The sequence below is a fragment of the Hahella chejuensis KCTC 2396 genome, assembly GCF_000012985.1.
Taxonomy (GTDB): domain Bacteria; phylum Pseudomonadota; class Gammaproteobacteria; order Pseudomonadales; family Oleiphilaceae; genus Hahella; species Hahella chejuensis.
In genome coordinates, this window is the sequence record NC_007645.1 from 5,040,505 (window position 1) to 5,062,261 (window position 21,757).

24 protein-coding genes and 2 tRNA genes are annotated in these 21,757 nt (G+C 53.1%); 7 read left to right on the forward strand and 19 right to left on the reverse strand.

Going from position 1 to position 21,757, the window contains the following annotated elements; all coding sequences use genetic code 11:
- Positions 1 to 48: 48 nt before the first annotated feature.
- Positions 49 to 930: a 4-hydroxy-tetrahydrodipicolinate synthase gene (gene dapA / locus HCH_RS22005; RefSeq protein WP_011398662.1), complete on the reverse strand. Its 882-nt coding sequence runs from the start codon at positions 928 to 930 to the stop codon at positions 49 to 51.
- Positions 931 to 1,284: 354 nt separating this feature from the next.
- Here dapA and HCH_RS22010 point away from each other — a divergent pair, with 354 nt between their 5' ends.
- Positions 1,285 to 1,821, forward strand: a complete 537-nt coding sequence (locus HCH_RS22010; protein ID WP_041598859.1) for a glycine cleavage system protein R — start codon at positions 1,285 to 1,287, stop codon at positions 1,819 to 1,821.
- A 110-nt stretch (positions 1,822 to 1,931) separates the two neighbouring features.
- Positions 1,932 to 2,393 carry a peroxiredoxin gene (locus tag HCH_RS22015; protein WP_011398664.1) on the forward strand — a complete coding sequence of 154 codons (462 nt, stop codon included), beginning with the start codon at positions 1,932 to 1,934 and terminating at the stop codon, positions 2,391 to 2,393.
- A 63-nt stretch (positions 2,394 to 2,456) separates the two neighbouring features.
- On the opposite strand, the gene HCH_RS22020 is transcribed toward HCH_RS22015, so the two are convergent.
- Together HCH_RS22020 and HCH_RS22025 are read right to left on the reverse strand one after the other, a co-directional pair.
- Entirely contained in the window at positions 2,457 to 3,518 is a 1,062-nt protein-coding gene (locus tag HCH_RS22020; RefSeq protein ID WP_011398665.1) for an AI-2E family transporter, read from the reverse strand.
- Between the two features lie 35 nt (positions 3,519 to 3,553).
- Positions 3,554 to 3,793 carry a sulfurtransferase TusA family protein gene (locus tag HCH_RS22025; protein WP_041598860.1) on the reverse strand — a complete coding sequence of 80 codons (240 nt, stop codon included), beginning with the start codon at positions 3,791 to 3,793 and terminating at the stop codon, positions 3,554 to 3,556.
- A gap of 210 nt (positions 3,794 to 4,003) precedes the next feature.
- On the opposite strand from HCH_RS22025, the gene HCH_RS22030 reads away from it, so the two are divergent.
- Positions 4,004 to 5,440 carry a M48 family metalloprotease gene (locus HCH_RS22030; protein WP_011398667.1) on the forward strand — a complete coding sequence of 479 codons (1,437 nt, stop codon included), beginning with the start codon at positions 4,004 to 4,006 and terminating at the stop codon, positions 5,438 to 5,440.
- Positions 5,441 to 5,482: 42 nt separating this feature from the next.
- Here the strand turns inward: HCH_RS22030 and nadA are convergent, their stop codons facing one another.
- The 16 genes from nadA to HCH_RS22110 form a co-directional block, all read right to left on the reverse strand.
- Positions 5,483 to 6,544, reverse strand: a complete 1,062-nt coding sequence (nadA, locus tag HCH_RS22035; RefSeq protein WP_011398668.1) for a quinolinate synthase NadA — start codon at positions 6,542 to 6,544, stop codon at positions 5,483 to 5,485.
- A 176-nt stretch (positions 6,545 to 6,720) separates the two neighbouring features.
- Positions 6,721 to 6,796, reverse strand: a tRNA-Lys gene (locus tag HCH_RS22040).
- Positions 6,797 to 6,848: 52 nt separating this feature from the next.
- A tRNA-Lys gene (locus tag HCH_RS22045) sits at positions 6,849 to 6,924 on the reverse strand.
- Between the two features lie 93 nt (positions 6,925 to 7,017).
- Positions 7,018 to 7,854, reverse strand: a complete 837-nt coding sequence (ybgF, locus tag HCH_RS22050) for a tol-pal system protein YbgF (RefSeq protein WP_011398669.1) — start codon at positions 7,852 to 7,854, stop codon at positions 7,018 to 7,020.
- A 36-nt stretch (positions 7,855 to 7,890) separates the two neighbouring features.
- Positions 7,891 to 8,454, reverse strand: coding sequence for a peptidoglycan-associated lipoprotein Pal (gene pal, locus HCH_RS22055; RefSeq protein WP_011398670.1), 564 nt, complete (start codon positions 8,452 to 8,454; stop codon positions 7,891 to 7,893).
- A gap of 27 nt (positions 8,455 to 8,481) precedes the next feature.
- Positions 8,482 to 9,774, reverse strand: coding sequence for a Tol-Pal system beta propeller repeat protein TolB (tolB, locus tag HCH_RS22060; RefSeq protein ID WP_011398671.1), 1,293 nt, complete (start codon positions 9,772 to 9,774; stop codon positions 8,482 to 8,484).
- Between the two features lie 28 nt (positions 9,775 to 9,802).
- Positions 9,803 to 10,783, reverse strand: coding sequence for a cell envelope integrity protein TolA (tolA, locus tag HCH_RS22065; protein ID WP_011398672.1), 981 nt, complete (start codon positions 10,781 to 10,783; stop codon positions 9,803 to 9,805).
- A gap of 24 nt (positions 10,784 to 10,807) precedes the next feature.
- The gene (gene tolR, locus HCH_RS22070) at positions 10,808 to 11,230 is read right to left on the reverse strand and encodes a protein TolR (RefSeq protein ID WP_011398673.1); all 423 of its coding nucleotides are present in this window, start codon (positions 11,228 to 11,230) and stop codon (positions 10,808 to 10,810) included.
- Between the two features lie 15 nt (positions 11,231 to 11,245).
- Entirely contained in the window at positions 11,246 to 11,929 is a 684-nt protein-coding gene (gene tolQ, locus HCH_RS22075; protein WP_011398674.1) for a protein TolQ, read from the reverse strand.
- 67 nt (positions 11,930 to 11,996) lie between these two features.
- Positions 11,997 to 12,416: a tol-pal system-associated acyl-CoA thioesterase gene (gene ybgC / locus HCH_RS22080; protein WP_011398675.1), complete on the reverse strand. Its 420-nt coding sequence runs from the start codon at positions 12,414 to 12,416 to the stop codon at positions 11,997 to 11,999.
- A gap of 41 nt (positions 12,417 to 12,457) precedes the next feature.
- Positions 12,458 to 13,462, reverse strand: coding sequence for a Holliday junction branch migration DNA helicase RuvB (ruvB, locus tag HCH_RS22085; RefSeq protein WP_011398676.1), 1,005 nt, complete (start codon positions 13,460 to 13,462; stop codon positions 12,458 to 12,460).
- Positions 13,463 to 13,516: 54 nt separating this feature from the next.
- Positions 13,517 to 14,131 (reverse strand): Holliday junction branch migration protein RuvA, encoded by a 615-nt coding sequence (ruvA, locus tag HCH_RS22090; protein WP_011398677.1) that lies wholly within the window; start codon positions 14,129 to 14,131, stop codon positions 13,517 to 13,519.
- A gap of 112 nt (positions 14,132 to 14,243) precedes the next feature.
- Complete coding sequence (gene ruvC, locus HCH_RS22095; protein ID WP_011398678.1) at positions 14,244 to 14,762, reverse strand: crossover junction endodeoxyribonuclease RuvC; 519 nt, start codon at positions 14,760 to 14,762, stop codon at positions 14,244 to 14,246.
- A gap of 146 nt (positions 14,763 to 14,908) precedes the next feature.
- On the reverse strand, positions 14,909 to 15,655 hold the full coding sequence (locus HCH_RS22100) for a YebC/PmpR family DNA-binding transcriptional regulator (protein WP_011398680.1): 747 nt from the start codon (positions 15,653 to 15,655) through the stop codon (positions 14,909 to 14,911).
- 86 nt (positions 15,656 to 15,741) lie between these two features.
- Positions 15,742 to 17,514, reverse strand: a complete 1,773-nt coding sequence (gene aspS / locus HCH_RS22105) for an aspartate--tRNA ligase (RefSeq protein ID WP_011398681.1) — start codon at positions 17,512 to 17,514, stop codon at positions 15,742 to 15,744.
- A 97-nt stretch (positions 17,515 to 17,611) separates the two neighbouring features.
- Positions 17,612 to 17,878 carry an FmdB family zinc ribbon protein gene (locus tag HCH_RS22110; protein WP_011398682.1) on the reverse strand — a complete coding sequence of 89 codons (267 nt, stop codon included), beginning with the start codon at positions 17,876 to 17,878 and terminating at the stop codon, positions 17,612 to 17,614.
- Positions 17,879 to 18,144: 266 nt separating this feature from the next.
- On the opposite strand from HCH_RS22110, the gene HCH_RS22115 reads away from it, so the two are divergent.
- From HCH_RS22115 to HCH_RS22130, 4 genes are read left to right on the forward strand one after another with little or no spacing between them, the layout of a single operon-like run.
- Positions 18,145 to 19,482: a sigma-54-dependent transcriptional regulator gene (locus tag HCH_RS22115; RefSeq protein ID WP_011398683.1), complete on the forward strand. Its 1,338-nt coding sequence runs from the start codon at positions 18,145 to 18,147 to the stop codon at positions 19,480 to 19,482.
- Between the two features lie 33 nt (positions 19,483 to 19,515).
- Entirely contained in the window at positions 19,516 to 19,737 is a 222-nt protein-coding gene (locus tag HCH_RS22120) for a histidine kinase dimerization/phospho-acceptor domain-containing protein (protein ID WP_011398684.1), read from the forward strand.
- The gene (locus tag HCH_RS22125) at positions 19,730 to 21,232 is read left to right on the forward strand and encodes a sensor histidine kinase (protein ID WP_011398685.1); all 1,503 of its coding nucleotides are present in this window, start codon (positions 19,730 to 19,732) and stop codon (positions 21,230 to 21,232) included. Before HCH_RS22120 ends, HCH_RS22125 begins: the two co-directional genes overlap by 8 nt.
- A complete protein-coding gene (locus HCH_RS22130; protein ID WP_011398686.1) occupies positions 21,225 to 21,683 on the forward strand; it encodes a response regulator in 459 nt (152 codons plus the stop codon). Before HCH_RS22125 ends, HCH_RS22130 begins: the two co-directional genes overlap by 8 nt.
- Positions 21,684 to 21,757 lie beyond the last annotated feature (74 nt).

Genomic DNA, 21,757 nt, shown 5'->3' on the forward strand with positions numbered 1-21,757 from the left:
AATAACAACACTACTCAATAAACGTTTCATCAAAACAGAGGCCGTCCGTTATTCGCTAATCAGGTCCAACGCCAGCAAAGCGTCGCGCACTTGGGGTCTGCGTTCAGGGCTTAACTCCGTCAGCGGGAGACGAATTCCGGAACTGATCAATCCCATTTCAGCCATCGCCCACTTCACTGGAATAGGGTTGGATTCAACGAACATGGCGCTATGTAGCGATTGCAGTTTCTCCTGCAAAGCGCGGGCGGCGTCCGCCTCACCTTTCAGGGCGAACTCACACAGACTGGACATTAATTTAGGCGCCACGTTGGCGGTGACGGAGATATTGCCTTTGCCGCCAGCGAGCATCAATTCAACCGCCGTGCCGTCGTCTCCAGAATAAATCGCAAACCCCTCAGGGGAGGCGTTAATAAGCTGACGACCTCTATCCAGGTTGCCGGTAGCGTCCTTTATTCCCACTATGTTTGGGATCTGCGCCAACCGCAGCGCGGTTTCATTGGACATATCGCAAGCGGTGCGGCCAGGTACGTTATAAAGAATCTGTGGAATATCGACCGATTCCGCCAACTTCTTGAAGTGCTGGAAAAGGCCTTCCTGGGTGGGCTTGTTGTAGTAGGGAGTCACCAAAAGACAGGCGTCTGCGCCAGCTTTTTTTGCTTGCGCTGTGAGATGCAAAGCTTCGGTCGTGGAGTTGGCGCCCGTGCCTGCAATGACGGGGATGCGACCGTTGACGTAATCCACCACCCGCTTGATAACAGCTTCGTGCTCTTCAAAATCCAGGGTCGCGGACTCCCCTGTAGTGCCTACGGCGACAATGCCGTGAGTGCCGTTATCAATATGAAAATCGAGCAATCGGTCAAGGTTTGGCCAGTCAATGGCGCCATCCTCAAGCATGGGAGTCACCAATGCAACCAAGCTACCTTTTATCATCTTGTTCTCCACGTATTAACAACTAGTTCTTTACGCACTAAACCGGCGTCGCAGGACGCTTGTGGAATAAAAAGCGCCGCCTATGGACAACGCTCGCCATCCATGCGGAATAGGAATGCCATGAATAATTCCGGAATTGCCGTAAAGCGATTTCATAACAGCGTTTGGACGGCGCCGAGAGCCCTTCCTCTACTAACCCGGGTATGGTACTTCCCACCCTTAATATTAACAAGACTGGCGCGGATAAAAGGACCTGCTACGCCGCGCCCCGGGGACACTTGACAGTGGCGGGGCCCCGGAGGAGTATGTGCGTTGCAATCCATCGACACATCTACATTAAGAATGGGAAATACATTGCCTAGAGAAAATTATCTGGTCATTTCCGCTATTGGCGAAGACCGCCCGGGAATTGTTAACGAATTGGCCAAAGCCTGCTCAGACTACCAGTGCAACATTGTCGACAGCCGCATGACCGTACTGGGCGCAGAATTCGCTCTGGTTATGATGGTGTCCGGCAGCTGGGACGCCATCGCCAAGCTGGAAAATATAATCCCCCCTTTGGCCCGCAAGCTTGATCTGAACCTGATCATTAAACAGACGCAGGCCCGACGCCCTGCGCGCGCGCTCACTTATAACGTCAACGTAGTGGCGCTGGATCACCCAGGCATCGTCTACCGGATTGCGCAGTTCTTTTATTCCCGCAAAATCAATATCGATGAACTGCAGACCAACACCTACAGCGCCCCGCATTCCGGCACGCAGATGTTTAACATCAACATGACCGTAAATATTCCCGCGGATATGCATTTGGCGAGTTTGCGCGAAGAATTCATGCTGTTCTGCGACGACCTGAACCTGGACGCTGTACTGGAGCCAATGCGCTCAATTTAACGCCGCGAGATATGCATCCATCGCCAGAGCGCCAACGTAAAACGCACAGTTAGGCGCTCCGCGCGCATCACCATCCATCAAATCGACTGAAACAGAAATAAGGAGCCGCCATGGCGCAACCAGGACAAACCGTTCCCGATTTCGAGGCCCAGGCCACACCGGATCAAACCGTTAGACTGAGCGACCTGAAGGGCAAAAATATCGTGATCTATTTCTACCCTAAGGACCATACTCCAGGATGCACGACGGAAGGTCAGGACTTCAGAGATAACTACGCCGAATTCGAAAAACTCAACACCCTGGTGTTTGGCGTCTCTAAAGACAGCCTGAAAACCCACCAGAACTTCAAAGCCAAGCACAGCTTTCCATTCGAACTCATCACAGATCCAGACGAAGTCGTATGCAGAGTTTTCGACGTCATCAAGCTAAAGAAACTTTATGGCAAGGAGTATGTGGGAATCGAACGCTCAACCTTTCTCATTGACGCGGAAGGCGTGCTGCGCAAAGAATGGCGCAAGGTAAAGGTGAAAGGGCACGTAGCGGAAGTGCTGGAAGCGACTAAAGCTCTGTAAGCGCGGCTAAAGAAAGTTCTTGTTTTTTGAGGGCGAACCCGAAGCTCCGGGCTCGCCCTCACATCACCCACCAGCCGCTTTGACGGTTGGCCAGGCTGAGAAAATCGCTTTCAACAAGGTCGCCAGGGGTATCGCAAAAAACACGCCCCAAATTCCCCACAAGCCGCCAAATACCAAAACGCTGACGATAATCACCACCGGGTGCAGATTCACCACTTCGGAGAACAGCAGTGGCACCAGCACATTCCCGTCAAGCGCCTGAATAACGCCATAGGCCACCATTAACCAGATGAAGTCAGGTCCCCATCCCCACTGAAACAGCGCAATCAACGCCACAGGAATGGTCACAATCGCCGCGCCGATGTATGGAATCACCACCGACAGCCCAACCAGAACCGCCAACAACAGGGAGTAGTTGAGCCCCATTAATACAAATGCGACGTAGGTCGCCACACCCACGATCAGAATCTCCAACACCTTGCCGCGAATATAATTGGCGAACTGTATGTTGGCTTCGGCCCAGATATTGGTCATCAAGCGACGCTCTGTCGGCAATAGAGACGACAGCGAGTTCAAAATAACCCCACGGTCTTTCAAGAAGAAGAACACCATGATAGGCACCAGCACCGCATAGATCATGATCGCAAGCAAAGTGGGAATACTGGACAAAGAAAAAGAAAATACCCACTGAGTGATCTTAGTCACTTCCGTCGTCAGTTGGCGCGACAGCCCCACCACACTCTCTTCAGTAAAAAATTGAGGGTATTGTTCAGGCAGGAGTTTTATCAATGTCTGCAGGTTGGTCATCATGGAGGGCAACTCCTGGAACAAGGAGGTGACCTGACGCACCATCAGCGGAAGGATCAGCAATACACTCGCCAGCGTCACGCCCACGAACAGCGCAAACACGGAAAGCACCGCATAGATATGACCCATTCCCAGACGCTGCAGTTTGATTACCAGCCCCTGCAGAATATAAGCAATGACAATACTGCCGATCACCGGCGCCAGCATGGCGCCGAAAAACGCCATCACCAGAACGCCCGCCACCAGCAGGATAAACAGAATGACAGCCTCCTCGTCGGAGAAATACTTGTCAAACCAGCTTCTAAATACTTTTAACATCGAAATGCGCTCATATCTAATGTCACCGGAGAGAATCAGCCGCGCAAAATCAGGAAATGAAACTCGCCTTCCACCACCCTGCTCTCCACCAGAGTGTGCGCGCTAAGTTGCAAATAGGAAGAAAAATCCCTTTGCGAACCGGGGTCCGTCGTTAACACCAACAACTGCTCGCCAGCGGCCATCGCATTCAGTTTCTGCTTGGTTTTCAACAACGGCATCGGGCATTTCAAGCCCCTCAAATCAAGCGTGCTGACTGCCGCATCCTGATTAGACATCGCCCCTCCATATACCGGTTGATTCGCCCCGCATGATAGGGATATCAAGCACATATTGCTATATTGTAATTGATAAGACGTCACTTCTTTCCGCTGATTGACGTACAATCTCAGGCGTTAAAGTATTAGAAGATTTCTCCAAAACAGCTTAAAGTCGTGTAAATCCCGCATTCCGCCATTTGACGGATTCTGCTGCCGAAGCCTGGTCCCATGCGCAAAAAATACCTTATCCCATTACTGTTCAGCCTAGCACTATCCCCCGTCAGTCACGCCGATGAATCCACACTACCGGAACTGGGGGACAGCAGCGGCGCGATCATTACGCCCGCCCAGGAGCAAGCGCTGGGACAAGCCTGGTTGCGCTCCCTGCGCTCTCAGCTCCCTACATACGCCGACCCACTGCTGACGGTTTACATACGGGACCTGATTTACAAGCTGGCGCCCAACAGTGAACTTCAGGACCACAACCTGACCACCGTTGTGGTCGACTCCAACATCCTGAACGCATTCGCCGTCCCAGGCGGCGTTATAGGCGTCAACGCCGGCTTGTTCTTGTACGCTCAAAGCGAACAGGAGATGGCCGGCGTGCTCGCTCACGAAATTGCTCACTTAAGCCAACGCCACTTCGCACGTCGCCTGGAAGAGAGCAAGATGCACACCGCCCTCAACATGGCGGGCATTCTGGCGAGCGTGATTATCGCCGCCACCGCAGGCTCAGATGCTGGCGTAGCGGCTTTAGCCTCCACTCAGGCCTATTCGATACAGGAACAATTGAGCTACAGCAGACAGAACGAGCAGGAGGCGGACCGCCTCGGCCTGGAAACGCTGGCGGCCAGCGGCATGGAGCCTCGCGCCATGTCCACGATGTTTGAAAAGATGCTGCGCAATAGTCGCTACGCACAGCAATTCCCGGAATATCTGCGCACCCACCCACTCACAGAGAGCCGCGTATCCGATACCGCCGCCAGAGCCGCCAACTATCCCGCAGGCCTGTACAAAGAGGACCCGGACTACTACATCGTGCAAAGCCGCGTGCTTCTGCATTACGCCAAAAACGCCGAGGACGCATTTAATCTTTTCAAGGCGCAATCCAGCGGCGGCACTGAAAATTCGCGCCTGGCGGCGCTGTATGGACAGGTGATCAGCGCCAGCAAAGTGGAGCGCCCGCAAGACGCCAAAGAGGCAATGGAGCAGCTGCTTAAAATAGACAGCAACCGGATTTCCATTGTCATCGCCTATGCGGACTGGCTGGCGGCAAGCAAAAGAAACGACGAAGCCATTCAAGTGCTTAGAAAGCACCTGCAACGCAACCCCGGTAATTATCCGCTCAGCATGGATTTAGCCCGCCTCCTGAATCAACAGGGCGATCACAAGGAAGCGGAACGCTTACTGCGCGGATTGACCGCCAGCTACAGCGCCGAACCCAGCCTCTGGTACGAACTGGCGGAGACCCACGGACTGGCTGGATCAATCGCAGAACTGCACCAGGCGCGAGCGGAATATTTCTACCTTACGGGAAATATCAGTAAAGCGACGCAGCAGTTACGCCAGGCGCTCAGCAAAAGTGAAGGAAACTACCAGAGAATGGCGGTCATCCAAAAACGGATGAAAGACTTTGCTGAAGCAGGAAAGGAATTTAAGTTCTAGGGTTAAAGGCGCTCCACATCGAAGCGCCTCATAGGCATATGATTACGCGTTGCCTTTTACGGCCATCTGACGCTCTTTGGAGAAGTTAAGCATCCGCTGCAGCGGGATAAGCGCCTTCTCCCGAAGATCCGCCTCCACAATAATTTCCTGACGCTTACTAATCAAAACGTCACGCAGATTCTCAAGTCCATTCATCGCCATCCAGGGACAATGCGCGCAGCTTCGACATGTGGCGCCATTCCCAGCGGTCGGCGCCTCGATAAGCGTTTTCTCCGGGGCCATTTGCTGCATTTTATAGAAAATACCGGCATCGGTAGCGACAATGAATTGCTCGTTCGACATGCTCTTGACCGCATTGATCAATTGCGACGTAGAACCCACGACGTCCGCCATCTCCACAACAGCCTCCGGCGATTCCGGATGCACCAACACTGCGGCGTCAGGATAGAGTTGCTTGAGGTCGGACAAGCCTTTAGATTTGAACTCCTCATGCACGATACAGGAGCCGTCCCACAACAAGACATCCGCCCCTGTCTTATTTTTCACATAGCCGCCCAGATGCTTATCAGGGGCCCATATGATTTTCTCTCCCCGCTCATGCAGGTATTCAACGATATCCAAAGCGATACTTGAGGTCACCACCCAATCTGCGCGCGCTTTGACCGCTGCGGACGTATTCGCATACACCACCACTGTACGGTCACTATGTTCATCACAGAACGCAGAAAACTCTTCTACGGGGCAACCGATATCCAGCGAGCATGTCGCCTCCAGAGTGGGCATCAGAACCGTTTTCTCCGGATTAAGAATCTTCGCCGTCTCCCCCATGAAACGAACCCCACACACCATTAGCGTGGACGCTGGATGCTGATTGCCAAAACGGGCCATCTCCAGAGAGTCTGCGACGCAGCCTCCGGTTTCTTCCGCCAACGCCTGCAATAAAGGATCAGTATAATAATGAGCCACCAGTACAGCGTCTTCCTGCACCAGCAACTCTTTTATCTCCGCCTTCAGGCGCTCCGCTTCTTCCGGACTTAACTCACTGGCTTCGTGCTCTCGAGCGAGATGCTCCTGAACAAAAATTCGGTCGCTTATAGCACTCATCAATTTTGACCCATATGTAATAGTATTTTGTATCCACAGCATTTTACCGCTATAGCGACATTATACGACATGATCAACACCGATTAAGCCTTTCATCGACATACAAATAAAAGCGTAATGAACTGGAGAGCGGGAGAAACAAAAACGGGGCCTTGAAGGCCCCGTTTTGCGAATGATGGTGGGTCGTGATGGATTCGAACCATCGACCAATTGGTTAAAAGCCAACTGCTCTACCGACTGAGCTAACGACCCAAGAAACTTTCTTGGATGATTATCGCCTTGTTGGCGACAATCTGGAATTTAATGGTGGGTCGTGATGGATTCGAACCATCGACCAATTGGTTAAAAGCCAACTGCTCTACCGACTGAGCTAACGACCCAAGCGAGGCGCATATACTACTGATTCTGAGGGAAATGACAAGAGGTTTTTTCAAATTTTTTCCAGAAAAAACGCATCTTTTTTTCAGGCGCCCTCACTGCACCTGTCTTAAATAATCTTTCGCCAAATTTGCAGGGGAAGTTCCCGGAAAACGGCTGACAGTTTCGCTCAAATACTTCTTCGCTTCAGCGTTATCGCCCAAACGATGATAGGTAACGCCAAGCTTATACATGGCGTCAGGAGCCTTTCTGTGCTCTGGATACTTGCCCACAACCACAACAAACGCCTGACGCGCCTGTTCCAGCTTGGGAATCACCAGATACACTTCTCCCAACCAATAATATGCATTAGCGGACAGTTCCGAATCCGGGTGCTTTTTGATGAAAGCATGCAAAGCTTCCACCGCTTTGTCGTACTCACGCCGTTTTATCAAATCAAACGCCTGATCGTACTCCTGCTGCTCAGCAGCGGATGGAGGCGCTTTATTCGGAGTCAGCTCAAGCGTCTCCTCACCCGAGCTGGCCGAGGGTCCGGGAGTTGGCCTTACAGAGGCATCCACCCCCGTAGTCGACGCTGGTCCGTCCACAGCGACAGGGGAACGGGTTTCCCTCGTTTGCGTCCCCTGACGCTGCAATTCCAAAATTCGCCGATCCAGATCAATGTAGCGCTCACGCTCTTGCTTCTTCATCTGGTCAACCTGATGCCTGAGCTCTTCCACTTGACCTCTGAGCTCCCTCACCTCCTGCTGCATCTGCTCAAACATATAGAGCATTTCCGCCGCAGAGCCGCCCGCAGAAGGGGCTTGCTGTTGCGCCGGACGCACCTGCAGCACCGGCGTCGTTGTTGACGAAGCCGCCAACGCCAGTGGAGAAAGTGTTCCACACGCCAACGCGCCAAGGAGAGTTACATTCCGAATAGTTTTCTTAGACATCAGTTCGGCTATCCGTCCTTAATAGTTCAAATAAGATTACTTGTACTCAATTACGACACGACGGTTTTTGTTCCAAGCTGCTTCGTTGTGAGCAGGATCAACAGGGAACTCTTCACCGTAGCTAACAGTTTCGATCTGGCTGTCGTTGGCGCCATTCACCACCAGGAAACGCTCGATCGCCTGCGCACGACGCTCGCCAAGCGCCAGGTTGTATTCTTTAGTGCCACGCTCATCCGCATAGCCGTTCAGAACCACTTTTACAGCAGGGTTAGCCGCCAACAACGCAGCGTGAGCGCGCAGAGACATGTGAGACTCAGGCTTCACGATAGTTTTGTCGAAATCGAAGTAGAATACGCGCACTTCACGCAGCGCATCTTGCTCTGCGGTCATTGCGTTTTGCTCAGCCAGACGCTGCTGCTCAGCCAACTCTTCTTCAGACAAACCAGAACCATTGCCCAGACCAACGCCGCCTGCGTCAGCGCCGTCTTGATCAACTACGCCAACAGTTTCGTCTGGTCTGGTATCGGTTGAAGTACAACCGGCTGCAATAAAAGAGACCAACACCAGCGCGAAAATATTACGAATACTCAGTACATTCATAGCTTTTCCTTACATACTTAGCTTGTTTTATCTTGAAATATACGGGGACCAGGCCGGTTCCCGCACGTCGCCAAACTGGGCCGGCAGGGTATACTTCGATCCGGAGTTCACTCCTACAACCGCCAATACGCCCTTACCGTTTTTCTGGGTTGCATAAATTATCATACTTCCATTGGGCGCGACACTTGGAGATTCATCCATTTCGGTTTGCGTCAAAATCTGATCCTGTCCTGACTCCAAATCCAGTGACGCCACATTGAATGAACCGTCACGTTGATGAACATAATAGACCTTCTTGCCGTCAACGCTAAAACGAGGACGTGAATTATAGCGCCCTTCGAAAGTCAGCCTGCGGGGAGAACCTCCAGAAGCATCCACCAAGTAGATTTGCGGGCCGCCGCCGCGATCCGAAGTAAACGCAATAGTTCTGCCGTCTGGAGACCAGGAAGCCTCGGTATCGATCGCCCAGTGATTGGTCAGTCGCTTGAGGGAGTTATTACGCAGATCCAACACATAAAGTTCGGCGTTGCCGTCTTTCGACAACGTCACCGCCAATTTAGTTCCATCGGGAGACCAGGTGGGCGCGCTGTTCAACCCCTTAAAGGAGGTGACCTGCGTGCGTGTACCAGTGTCGACATCCTGCACATAAATAGCTGGACGCTGGGATTCAAAAGAAACATAAGCCAGTTTTTTCCCATCAGGGGACCAAGCCGGTGAAATGATGGGCATGGATCTTTTCAGAAGCTCCGTCGAACGACGGCCATCGGCGTCCGCCACTTCCAACCTGTAAATATTCTTAGCGCCGCTCTTCTCCAGAGTGACGTAGGCGATACGCGTGGAAAACACGCCGCGAATCCCTGTCACCGCTTCGTATACGGCATCCGCAATGGCGTGCCCCATATCTCTCAGCTTCTCACTTTTCCCACTGATGATTTTACCGATTACGCGCTGTTGCGACTGAACGTTATAGAGCTCATATCGCACCTTATAGACTTGCGATGGCGCATCGTATTGCACTCCGCCAACCAACAGGTAACGCTGTCCCAGCAACCCCCAATCGCGAAAATAAATTTCCTCAGCTTTACTGGGAATACTTACCATTTTGGTGCGATCCAAAGGTTCTATATCTCCGGAACGCTTTAAATCCTCAGTAAAAATTTGCCCGATATCTTCCGCCAGCGGTTGCCCTGACTCATTGGCGAACGGGACCACCGCTACGGGTATGGCAGCCCGGCTTCCTTTATCAATTTCAATAACCAGGTCAGCTCGCGCCAGCCCGCTTATCAATAAAATCAGTGTAAAAAAAATTTGTTTTTTCATTGGAACACTTACAAATAGGCAGTGATTTTTATTTGGGATTAAAAATAAAGGTTACGTTTCTAAATTCCCGATTAAATAAACCGGGATCAGAAGGCACAGAATATTTTCTTACTGCATTGGCGGCGCTGATCGCCGACTGATCAAAAGCACTGTTACCGCTGGACTTTACAACTTTCACGGACAAGAGCTCCCCTGTCGGCAACAATTGCAACTGCAGTTCTGCTTTTAAACCTTTAATTTCTCCTGGGGGCTGCAGCCAAGCCTGAGTCACGGCTGAATATATCAGCGCTCTGTACTTCTCAACTTCCGTTAGTTCGCGCTGTTGCCGCTGAGCGGCGCTCTCCGCCTCGAGCTGCTCCTGCAAGCGACGCTCGTACTCCGCCGCTTCCTGAGCCATCTTCAGCTCTTCTGCTTTTTTCAATTCTTCCTGGCGCTTCTTCTCGCGCGCTTCCTTCATCTGACGCTCAAGCTCTTTTTGCTTTTGCTCAGCCAGACGCTTCTCTTCCTCTTTTTTCTTACGTTCAGCTTCTTTCTTTTTACGCTCTTCTTCCGCCTGTTTTTTCTCTTCGGCCTTACGCTTTTCCTCTACCTGGCGCTTTTCTTCCTCTTTCTTCTTGCGCTCTTCCTCCTGCTTTTTCTTCAGCGCAATCGCTTCTTGTTCACGCTTTTTTTCCGCTGCAGCCTTACGCTCAGCTTCCTGCTTCGCCTGCTCTTGCCGCTTCAACTCTTCCTGACGTTGCTTTTCCTGTTCCTGCCGCTTCTTTTGCTGCTCTTCTTCCCGCTTCGGCTCTTCTTTTTTGACCGCGGGCCTAGGCTCAGGCTTAGTCATTTGTTTCAACGCATCAGCGTCAATCACCACCGCCTGCATATGAGGAATAACGGGAGTTGGCGGCGTATGCGCAGACCAGCCCAGAAACGCGAGCCCCGCAATACCCACGTGCAAGATGACGGAAAACAGCGCCGGACCGATGTATCCGCTTTTTGGTTGATTACCGGAGCTATCCTTCACAGCTTATCTTTCACCCATAACAGCTTAAGGCTTCTCTGTAATCAGCCCGACGTTCGCCACGCCGGCGTCCTTCAACGCCGCCATCAGCCCCACTATCGTTCCGTAAGGTACGTTACGATCGCCTCGCACCAGGACCATTACCGCCTTGTTGGTCTCCCGCACCAGACTTACCCGTTTCACCACATCATCCAGCGGCATGGGCTTGGAGCGATCGTCGCCGACTTCAACAAAATAGGCGCCAAATGCATCCACCGACACCACTAGAGGCGGCGTCTCGGGCGAGATCTGCAACGCTTCCGACTCCGTCTGCGGCAAATCCACATTCACTCCCTGCATCAACATGGGCGCAGTGATCATAAAAATGACCAGCAACACCAGCATGACGTCGATATAGGGAACGACGTTGATTTCCGCCATCTGCTTTTTCTTTACGCGGGTAAAATCCAAGGATTGGTTCTCCTTTTAAGAGGACTTTGCGTGAACTCTGCGATGCAGGATGCTGGAAAACTCTTCCGCAAAAGTCTGAAAGGAATTGGCGAGACTCTCGCTTCTGGCCGAGTACCGGTTGTAAGCGATTACCGCCGGAATAGCGGCGAAGAGCCCCATTGCCGTCGCGATCAGCGCCTCAGAAATACCTGGAGCCACCGTGGAAATGGTGGCTTGCTGAAGGTGCGCCAACCCGCGAAAGGAATTCATAATTCCCCATACTGTGCCGAACAGCCCAATGTAGGGAGTCGTTGAACCCACTGTAGCCAAAAACGGCAAGTGCGCTTCAAGCCGATCCATCTCTCTGGACATAGCGACGCGCATGGAACGCTGCGTGCCTTCCATCACCGCATCAGGATCAACGCCGGCTTGCTGACGTAAACGAGAAAACTCTTTGAAACCGGAGCGGAAAATCTGCTCCATGCCGCTATTGGGGTTTGGTGCGGCGCTGGATTCGCGGTAGAGCTGATTGAGATCCATACCAGACCAGAAACGCTCTTCAAATTTGGTGGTCGCCCTGCGAGCCAGGCCAAAAATTCTGGCGCGCTGGAAGATAATCATCCAGGAGACAATCGAGGCTGCGAGCAGGATCAGCATGACAATCTGCACCAAAAAGCTGGCGTTGCTGATCAGCGCCCAAATTGAAAGTTTATCCTCCACTTATAGGACTCCTATTGCTGTTTTTATCGTGGGCGGGCCGCCACCTTTCATAGCGGAGCCGCAAAAACTAAACGTTTATACCTGTTTGCAGCGCCGAGGCCAAATTTCCTGGGATTGACCTGGGCTTAAAGCTGACTTTATCGATGCAGGCGACTTTGACTCTACCCGAGACCAGCAGTTCCGCCTTATCGCCTCGAGTGATGTTCTGCTCAAATTCCATGTAGGTGCGCCCCAGTTTGACAATGTTGGCGCTCACCGCCACTTCGTCATCCAGTCGTGCAGGGCTGTGATATTGCAGCGCAAGACTATGCACGACGAACTGGGCGTCAAGATCCACCGTCTCCAGCCTGGGGAACCCAAGAGACCGGATGAACTCGGTGCGAGCTCTTTCCATAAAACGCAGATAATTGGCGTAAAAAACGATACCGCCAGCGTCAGTGTCTTCAATATATACTCGAACGGGCCACACAAACGAGCCGGAAGTCATTAAATTCCCTTAATAAAATTTCGCCAAAAGCCTTGTCATCACTACTCCGGCATGGTCAATCCGAAGTGATTGTACGCCGCCTGAGTCGCCACTCTGCCGCGCGGTGTGCGCATTAGGAAACCCTGCTGAATCAGATATGGCTCGACCACATCCTCGATAGTGCCTTTCTCTTCACCGATAGCGGCGGCCAGACTTTCCACTCCAACCGGGCCGCCATCGAACTTCTCCATCACGGCCAGCAATAAACGACGATCCATGTGATCAAAGCCGTGCAGATCCACATTCAGCATGTTAAGAGCTTTGTCCGCTACCTCATTGGTGATGGCGCCGTCCGCTTTTACTTCAGCGTAATCGCGCACCCGCCGCAACAAGCGGTTAGCGATACGAGGCGTTCCCCTCGAGCGTCTGGCGATTTCATGCGCGCCGCCGTCATCAATAGAAACGCCGAGCAGACTAGCCGAGCGAGCAACGATATGGCGCAAGTCCTCAACAGAGTAAAACTCCAATCGCTGCACTATTCCGAAGCGGTCTCGCAACGGCGAGGTCAGCAGCCCCGCGCGAGTGGTGGCGCCCACCAGGGTAAACGGAGGTAAATCCAGCTTGATGGAACGCGCCGCCGGCCCTTCCCCGATCATGATGTCCAACTGATAGTCTTCCATCGCCGGGTATAACACTTCCTCAACCGCCGCACTGAGCCGATGAATTTCATCGATGAACAGCACGTCCTTCGGCTCAAGGTTCGTCAGCAGCGCGGCAAGATCGCCAGCCTTTTCCAGAACAGGACCTGAAGTGGTTTTGATGGAAACGTCCATTTCATTGGCGATGATATTGGCCAGCGTAGTTTTACCCAGCCCAGGAGGACCGAATATCAAAGTATGGTCTAATGCTTCCTGACGCCCACGCGCAGCATTGATGAAGATCTCCATTTGCTCACGCACCTGAGGCTGGCCGACGTAGTCTTCCAACCTCTTAGGGCGTATGGCTCGATCTTGGGAATCTTCCTGCAGAGTGGCGTTTGGCGAGATTATGCGATCTGCTTCGATCATGGGGTATTTTTGAGGTCTTTATTGGCGTCAAACGTTGGGGGCATCATAGCTTGGCTACTTGGTTTTTACCATCCCCTTCAAGGCCAGACGGATCAGCTCATCCCGCCCCATACCATCTTTATTAACCGCATTAATCGCGCGACTGGCTTCCTGCGGTTTATACCCCAAAGCCAGCAGAGCGGCTTCCGCTTCTTCCAAATGAGAATGCCCGCCCACAGCCTGACTCAGCAACTCCGGCGTCGCCGTTTCACGATCTCCTGCGCCCCAATCCTTGATCCGGTCGCGCATTTCAATCAGCAGCCTTTCAGCGGTCTTTTTACCCACGCCTGGCATCTTGGTGAGACGGGTCAGATTATCGCCGCGGACACACTCGACAAACTCGTTCGGAGACATGTGAGACAAAATCGCCACCGCCATTTTTGGCCCCACGCCATTGACTTTCAGCAACAGACGAAACAATTCGCGATCTTCGCGGCGGATAAATCCATATAACAGTTGCGCGTCTTCACGCACGACGAAATGGGTGAACAGAGAGCAGGATTCTCCCAACTTGGGCAAATAGCCCAATGCAGACAAAGGCACCTCCACTTCGTATCCCACGCCATTCACGTCCAACAACACAAAGGGTGGGTGATTCTCCGCCAGCTTACCAACCAGTCTTCCGATCAAGGGGAACCTCTTCTTTATATATAAGCTAAATATTCAATGAGCGCAGCTCGATAAAAGTCCTAACATGCAGACATAAGCGGCCAACAATTGACCAATACACAACAAAAGACGCCTACCGCATCCGGCCGCGACGACTACTTGACACCGAACCAATACGCATCAAGCTTTGCTGGGTATGCAGATGACAGACAGCGATCGCCAATGCATCCGCCGCGTCCGCCTGCGGCTTGGCCTGTAAGTCCAACATCGCCTGCATCATATGTTGCACCTGCCACTTTTCCGCATTCCCTTTACCTACGACAGATTGCTTTACCTTTTTGGCGGAGTACTCAGCCACCTGCAACCCCTGCTCCGCCATGGCCAGAATCGCCACACCTCGCGCCTGCCCCAGTTTCAAGGCGGAATCCGCGTTACGAGCCATAAACACCTGTTCGATCGCCGCCTCATCAGGCGCATACATGCTGACGACCTGAGTCACCCCCAGGTAAATACAGCGCAAACGCTCCGCCAGTGTCTCCCCGGTGACGCGGATACAACCGCTAGCGACATAGCGCGGCTTGCCGCCGCCCCACTCCACCACACCATACCCTGTAAATCGTGAACCGGGATCTATACCTAACACTTTCAACATAAATTGGCCACTTAGCCCGTCAGAACCGTTTTATTTCTATATAAGCCGCCCAGATTACGCAAGCCTACAATAAATTGCGCCAGCGCCAACAAAAAAGGCGGCTGACGCCGCCTTTCAGGAGAAGCTTGTATCAAGCCTGCCGCGAATTAACCGCCCATGCTCTCCAGTACTTCATCAGGAATGTCCGCATTACTGTAGACATTCTGCACGTCATCCAGATCTTCCAGCATTTCGATGAGCTTCATGACCTTTTCGCCGTTTTCCACATCCAAAGGCGCCATCGTCGCCGGCACCATGGAGACATCCGCCGACTCCGGCGTCAGACCCGCCGCCATCAGCGCGTCTTTGACGGCCATAAAATCTTCAGCAGAGGTTTGCACTTCCACGGAGCCGTCATCATTGGCGATGACATCCTGAGCGCCCGCTTCCAGAGCCGCCTCCATGACTGCATCTTCATCAACGTCTGGCGCAAATAGAATCACGCCGGTCTTGCTGAACAAGTATGCAACGGAGCCATCTGTGCCCAGGTTGCCGCCATGCTTGCTGAATGCATGACGCACTTCCGCCACGGTGCGATTACGGTTGTCAGTCATGACTTCAACATACACAGCCACGCCGCCAGGACCGTAACCTTCGTAGGTCAGCTCGTCAAAATTAGAGTCATCGCCGCCGCCAGCGCCGCGCTGAATCGCTTTCTCAATAGTGTCCTTCTTCATATTCACGGTCAGGGCTTTATCAATGACCGCGCGCAACCTTGGGTTGTCTTCGGGCAATGCTCCATTCTTCGCCGCCACGGTAATTTCCCGGATCAGCTTGGTGAATATCTTTCCGCGCTTGGCGTCTTGAGACGCCTTACGGTGCTTGATATTGGCCCACTTACTGTGCCCCGCCATGTTACTCTCCGCTAAATACTTTTACTTTCAACAAATTGATTTTCCAAGCTTGGCGCCGAAGTCTCAGCCTTCGGCGCCGCATCGGCTTACTCCGGCTGCTCGGTTTTGCGCAAACGGATATTAAGTTCACGCAATTGTTTTGGGTCTACTTTGCCCGGCGCCTGGGTCATCATGCACATCGCACTCTGGGTTTTCGGGAACGCAATCACTTCACGGATAGACTGAGCTCCCGTCATCAGCATAACCAAGCGGTCCAGACCGAACGCCAAACCACCATGAGGCGGACAGCCGAACTTCAACGCATCAAGCAGGAAGCCAAACTTCTCGCGCGCTTCGTCCTGACCAATGCCCAGAATGCGCAGCACGGTTTCCTGCATGTCGGAATCATGTATACGAACGGAACCGCCGCCCAACTCCGTGCCGTTCAACACCATGTCATAAGCGCGGGACAAGGCGTTTTCAGGGTCGGACTCCAGCATTTCCACCGCGCAGGAGGGCGCAGTGAATGGGTGATGAATAGCGGTCCAGCCGCCTTCGCCGTCTTCTTCAAACATGGGGAAGTCCACCACCCACAGCGGCGCCCATTGTTTCTCCAGCAGGTTAAGGTCATGGCCCAGCTTCACTCGCAAAGCGCCCAGCGCTTCGTTGACGACGCGAGTCTTGTCTGTGCCGAAGAAGATAATGTCGCCGTCTTCCGCGCCCACGCGCTCCAGCAGCGGATCGATAGCGTCAGCTATGTGCTTAACGATTGGAGACTGCAGACCATCCAGACCTTTGGCCTTTTCGTTAACCTTAATATAAGGCAAGCCTTTGGCGCCGTAGATACCAACAAACTTGGTATAGTCATCGATCTGCTTACGGGACAGCAGTTCGCCGCCTTTGGGAAGACGCAATGCCGCAACCCGGCTCTTCGGATCATTAGCCGGACCACTGAAGACATTGAAGCTCACGTTGGTCAGCAGGTCGCCCACATCCACCAACTCCAAAGGGATACGCAGGTCAGGTTTGTCGCTACCGTAACGGTTCATCGCCTCGGAGAACGGCATGCGCGGAAATTCCGGCAATTCCACTTCCAGCAGATCACGGAACATATCCCGCACCAGACGCTCGGTGATGGACATAATCTCGTTTTCATTCAGGAAGGAAGTTTCGATATCCACCTGTGTGAATTCAGGCTGACGGTCTGCGCGCAAGTCTTCGTCGCGGAAGCACTTGGCGATTTGGTAGTAACGATCTACGCCGGACATCATCAGCAACTGTTTGAACAACTGAGGAGACTGCGGCAGGGCGAAGAAACTGCCCTCATGCGTACGGCTGGGAACCAGGTAATCCCGCGCGCCTTCAGGCGTCGCCCGGGTCAGAATCGGCGTTTCCACATCCATGAAGCCATTGCCGTCAAGGAAGTTACGGATGTAGCTGGTGACCTTCGAGCGAAAGCGCAGCTTGTTGAGCATTTCCGGACGGCGCAGGTCCATGTAACGATAACGCAGACGCACGTCCTCGCCCACCTGAACGAATTCGTCCAACTGGAAGGGCGGCGTTTTCGCCGTGCTTAGAATTTCCAGCTGTTTACCCAACACCTCCACCATTCCGGTGGACATATCAGTGTTCGCTTTACCCTCCGGTCTTAAGCGCACGCGGCCCGTGACTTTCACCACGAACTCATCGCGAATCTGCTCAGCCAACTGGAAAACTTCATTTGTATCAGGGTCATACACCACTTGCGCGATACCATCCCGATCTCGCAGATCCAAAAAGATGACGCCTCCGTGATCGCGACGGCGGTGAACCCAACCGCAAAGCGTAACTTCTTGATCTACAAGAGATTCGTTGACCTCACCGCAATAATGACTGCGCATAATCCTGATCCTGTCTTAAATTCTGATTACTGTCTGTTAATTTTCAGCCGGAGACCGCACTCCGGCTGCATGATATGTATAAAAAGGGCCGCGCCGATCAGTCCGCGGAACTGCTGCTTTTAGAGCTTGAACCCGCGCTAGAGGACGAAGAGCCGCTATCGCCCGCCAAGTTTTTCTTCTTGCCGGTTTTGAAATCTGTCTCATACCAGCCGCCGCCCTTCAGGCGAAAACCCGCCGCTGAAATCTTCTTCTTAAACTCGGGCTTCTCGCAGCTTGGGCAGTCGGTTAACGGCGCTTCGCTCAAGCTTTGCAGAACGTCTTTCTCAAACCCGCAGGATTTACAAACGTATTCGTAAATCGGCATTTTTCTCTGACCTCTTTCCAGAAAAAACCAAAAATCATATTAAGTTAGAAGGCTTCTAGACGCCCTAGGATTGGTCGTTCCACAGCGGGAGCGACCGCAGACGGACAAAAAAAGCGCTGTATTATAAACATTATTTTTCGCAAAATCAGTCCTAACCTGTAATCCCTTGATACTAGGGACTTTAGCCCCATCTATCAGGTAGCGCCCGATACAGCCGGTTGGTATATTAACCGGCGGGAACTCAAAATCACACGAGGGAACACACCTTGGCAAGCATATTGCTCGTGGACGACGATGAAGGTTTTGTACAAGCCACGCGGACACTCCTTGAAATGCTGGGGCATGACGCCCGCTCCGCCGCCAGCGTCGCTGAAGCCAACGCTATTCTGCAGGCGAATCAATTCGATATCGTATTACTTGACCTGATGCTTCCTGATGGAAGCGGCCTGCACGTGCTGGACGCCCTCAATGGCTCCCGCAAGCAACCCGGCCACATCGCGATCGTCACAGGCCACCCTACCGTAAAATCGCTGGTGAAAACGGTCTGCGGCCCCAACATCAGTTATTTGATCAAACCCATTGATATTGAGCAGATAAAAGCGCTGATCGAAAAGACCAGCCCGGAGCTGTCGGAAGTTGACGCGCCCCGCCACTTCAACAGCCTGATTGGCGAATCGCCGGCCATGCGCGAGCTTTATCAGATGATCGAGCGCGTCGCTCAAACCAGAGCCAACGTGTTGCTGCAAGGCGAAAGCGGCGTCGGCAAAGAACTGGTCGCCCGCGCAATCCATGCCGCCGGGGGCTCTCAAGGGCCATTCGTGGCGGCCAACTGCGGCGCGCTTTCCCGAGAGCTAATCGGCAGCGAACTGTTTGGACATGAAAAAGGCTCCTTTACCGGCGCAGTCAGCAGAAAAATCGGTCTATTCGAACAAGCCAAAGGCGGCGTGCTGTTTCTCGACGAAGTCACTGAGATGCCAATCGACATGCAGCCAACTTTGCTGAGAGTACTGGAAACCAACAAAGTCATCCGAGTCGGCGGCGCCGAAGAAATTCCTGTGGATTGCCGAGTGGTTTCAGCCACCAACCGCACCCAACAACAGCTGGCGGAAGACGAATGCCTGCGTGAGGACATCTACTTCCGTCTGGCCGTATTCCCCATTCAGATTCCGCCTTTGCGGCAGCGCCGGGAAGATATTCCACTATTGGCCAGACGCTTCCTGCAGGAGCTGAACGAAGAGAATGGCTCCGCTTTCGGGCTGGGGGAGAACAACCTTAAACGACTGCAGGATTACGACTGGCCAGGCAATGTGCGCGAGCTGCGTCACGCTATTCATCGCGCGTTCATTATGACTGATCCAGCTCAATCCGAACTGAGCCTGCCGGACAATCTCGCCTCGCCTTTCGCCCGCGAGCGACAAGGCTCCCCCGGACTGCAGGTGGGCAAGACCATAGAGGAGATGGAGCGCGAGCTTATCACCCTCACCCTCGCCCAATTGGATGGCGACAAGCGCCGCGCGGCGGACATGCTCGGCATCAGCTTGAAAACCCTCTATAACCGCCTGAACAGCTATGGAGAGAATGAAAACACGGAAACGCCCGTATAAGACATTTCCAGCGAATAGAGACAGGACGCCCATATGACCCAGGAAGCCGATATCGCCAAATTAGCGCACGACCTCCGCAATCCGTTGAACAGCATTTCAGTGAATGCGGAACTGGCCAAGCTCCAGCTTCAGACCAACCGCGACAAGGAAGAAATCCTGGTGTGCGTGGAGCGCATACTGGAAGAATGCAAACGCTGTAGCGCGCGCATCAACGACTTGGTCAACGCCAGCGCAACGGATGCGGATAATGCCTAACAGACTTCTGGATCACAGTCCAATATTGCTGAGCCGGCGCTGGCGTTTCGCCTTCGCCGCCGTGTCGTTGTTGCTGGTCGTCAACGGACTTACTTCCTACCGCGCCATGCGCGAGTTGGTGCAGATCGAGAGCAGCGTCTCCCATACCTTGCAGGTGATCGGCATTATCAAGAACACCTTCTCCGCCATACAAGGCGCAGAAACCGGTCAACGGGGCTACCTGATCACTGGCGATGAGGCCTATCTTGAACCTTTTCATGACGCCATGAATTCGCTGGAAATCTATCTTAACCAACTGCAGGCGACCAACTCAGAAATACCGGGACAGCAGGAGCGCTTTCTACGCCTTCGCCAAGTCACCCAGAGCAAGATCAGCGAAATGCGCGAGGTCATCCAGTTGCGTAAGAACCGCGATCTGGAAAGCGCCACGGAAATCGTGAACACGGACAAAGGCAGGCGCCTCATGGATATCATCAGCAAGCTGGTGGAGGAAATGGAGGCCGAAGAATATGCGCTGCTGACGCAGCGACGCCATGAGTCCTATTTGAATCAGCGGGAAACTATTTTCACCCTGGTGGCCGCCACACTGACCAGCCTGGGACTGATTGGCTTTGTTTACTACCTGTTGCAGAGAAATCTCCGCCAGCACACACGCATCACCGAGATTCTGCAGACAGAGAACGACCGACTGGAGGAAAAAGTCTCCGAACGCACAGCCGTGCTGACCCACTTCTCCAAAGAGCTTGAACGCAGCAATCGGGAGCTGCAGGATTTCGCCTTTGTCGCATCCCATGACCTGCAAGAGCCGTTAAGAAAAATTCGCGCGTTTGGCGACCGCCTGCAACAAAAATACGCCGACAAGCTGGAAGACAGCGGCGCCGACTATATTCGGCGCATGCAATCCGCCGCAGAGCGCATGTCGCGCCTGATTAACGACCTGCTTTCATTTTCCCGGGTTTCCACCAAGGCGCAGCCCTTCACGCAAGTGGATTTGAACGAAATACTCGACGAAGTGCTGGAAGATCTGGAGATCACTATTAATGAAAGCGGCGCTGTGATAGACGCCTCGCCTTTGCCAACGCTGGACGCGGACCCCACGCAAATGCGCCAGCTCATGCAAAATCTGATTGGCAACTCATTGAAGTTTATTCCTCCTGAACAGAAGCCGCGAATCACCATCAGTGTGAAGCGCTACCATCATTCTCTGCTGGAAGGAGGCGTGGAAACGGAGTGGTGCGAGCTCCGTTTCAGCGACAACGGAATCGGCTTTGACGAAAAGTTCAAAGACCGGATTTTCACCCCTTTCCAGCGCCTGCACCAGCGCGGAGAATATGAAGGAACCGGCATAGGGCTGGCAGTATGCCGTCGCATCGTTGAACGCCATAGCGGCGCCATTAACGCCGAAAGTATTCCCGGACAAGGCGCCACATTCGTTGTGAACCTGCCGCTACAGCATACGCCTATTTCTGAAATGGAGCCTGAACAATATGCCTGACACCAAGAGACCTCTGGTCATTTTAATGGCGGATGATGACGAAGATGATCGACAGCTTGCACTGGAAGCCATGCGCGAAAGCCGCGTGCTGAATGAACTTCGATTTGTGAAGGATGGTCTTGAATTGATGCAGTACCTGCGTCGGGAAGGCGAGTTTGAAGATCCCGCCAGCTCGCCGACTCCCGGCATTATACTTCTGGACCTGAACATGCCCCGCAAAGACGGCCGCGAGGCGTTGGCGGAGATTAAGGCGGACCCGGCGCTGCGACGCACGCCGGTCGTCATTCTCACCACATCGAAAGCAGAGCAGGATATGCTGCGCGGCTATGATCTGGGGGCCGCGTCATACATCACCAAGCCGGTGACATTTGAAGGCCTGGTTGATCTCATGCGCGCACTGGGGCATTACTGGGTCGAATTCGTGGAACTGCCCTGCCACGACCATTATTAATCAGGCAGACCGCCGCGCAGGCGCATCCATGCCCCTGATGATTAACATGCCAATATCATTGCCATATTAATAAG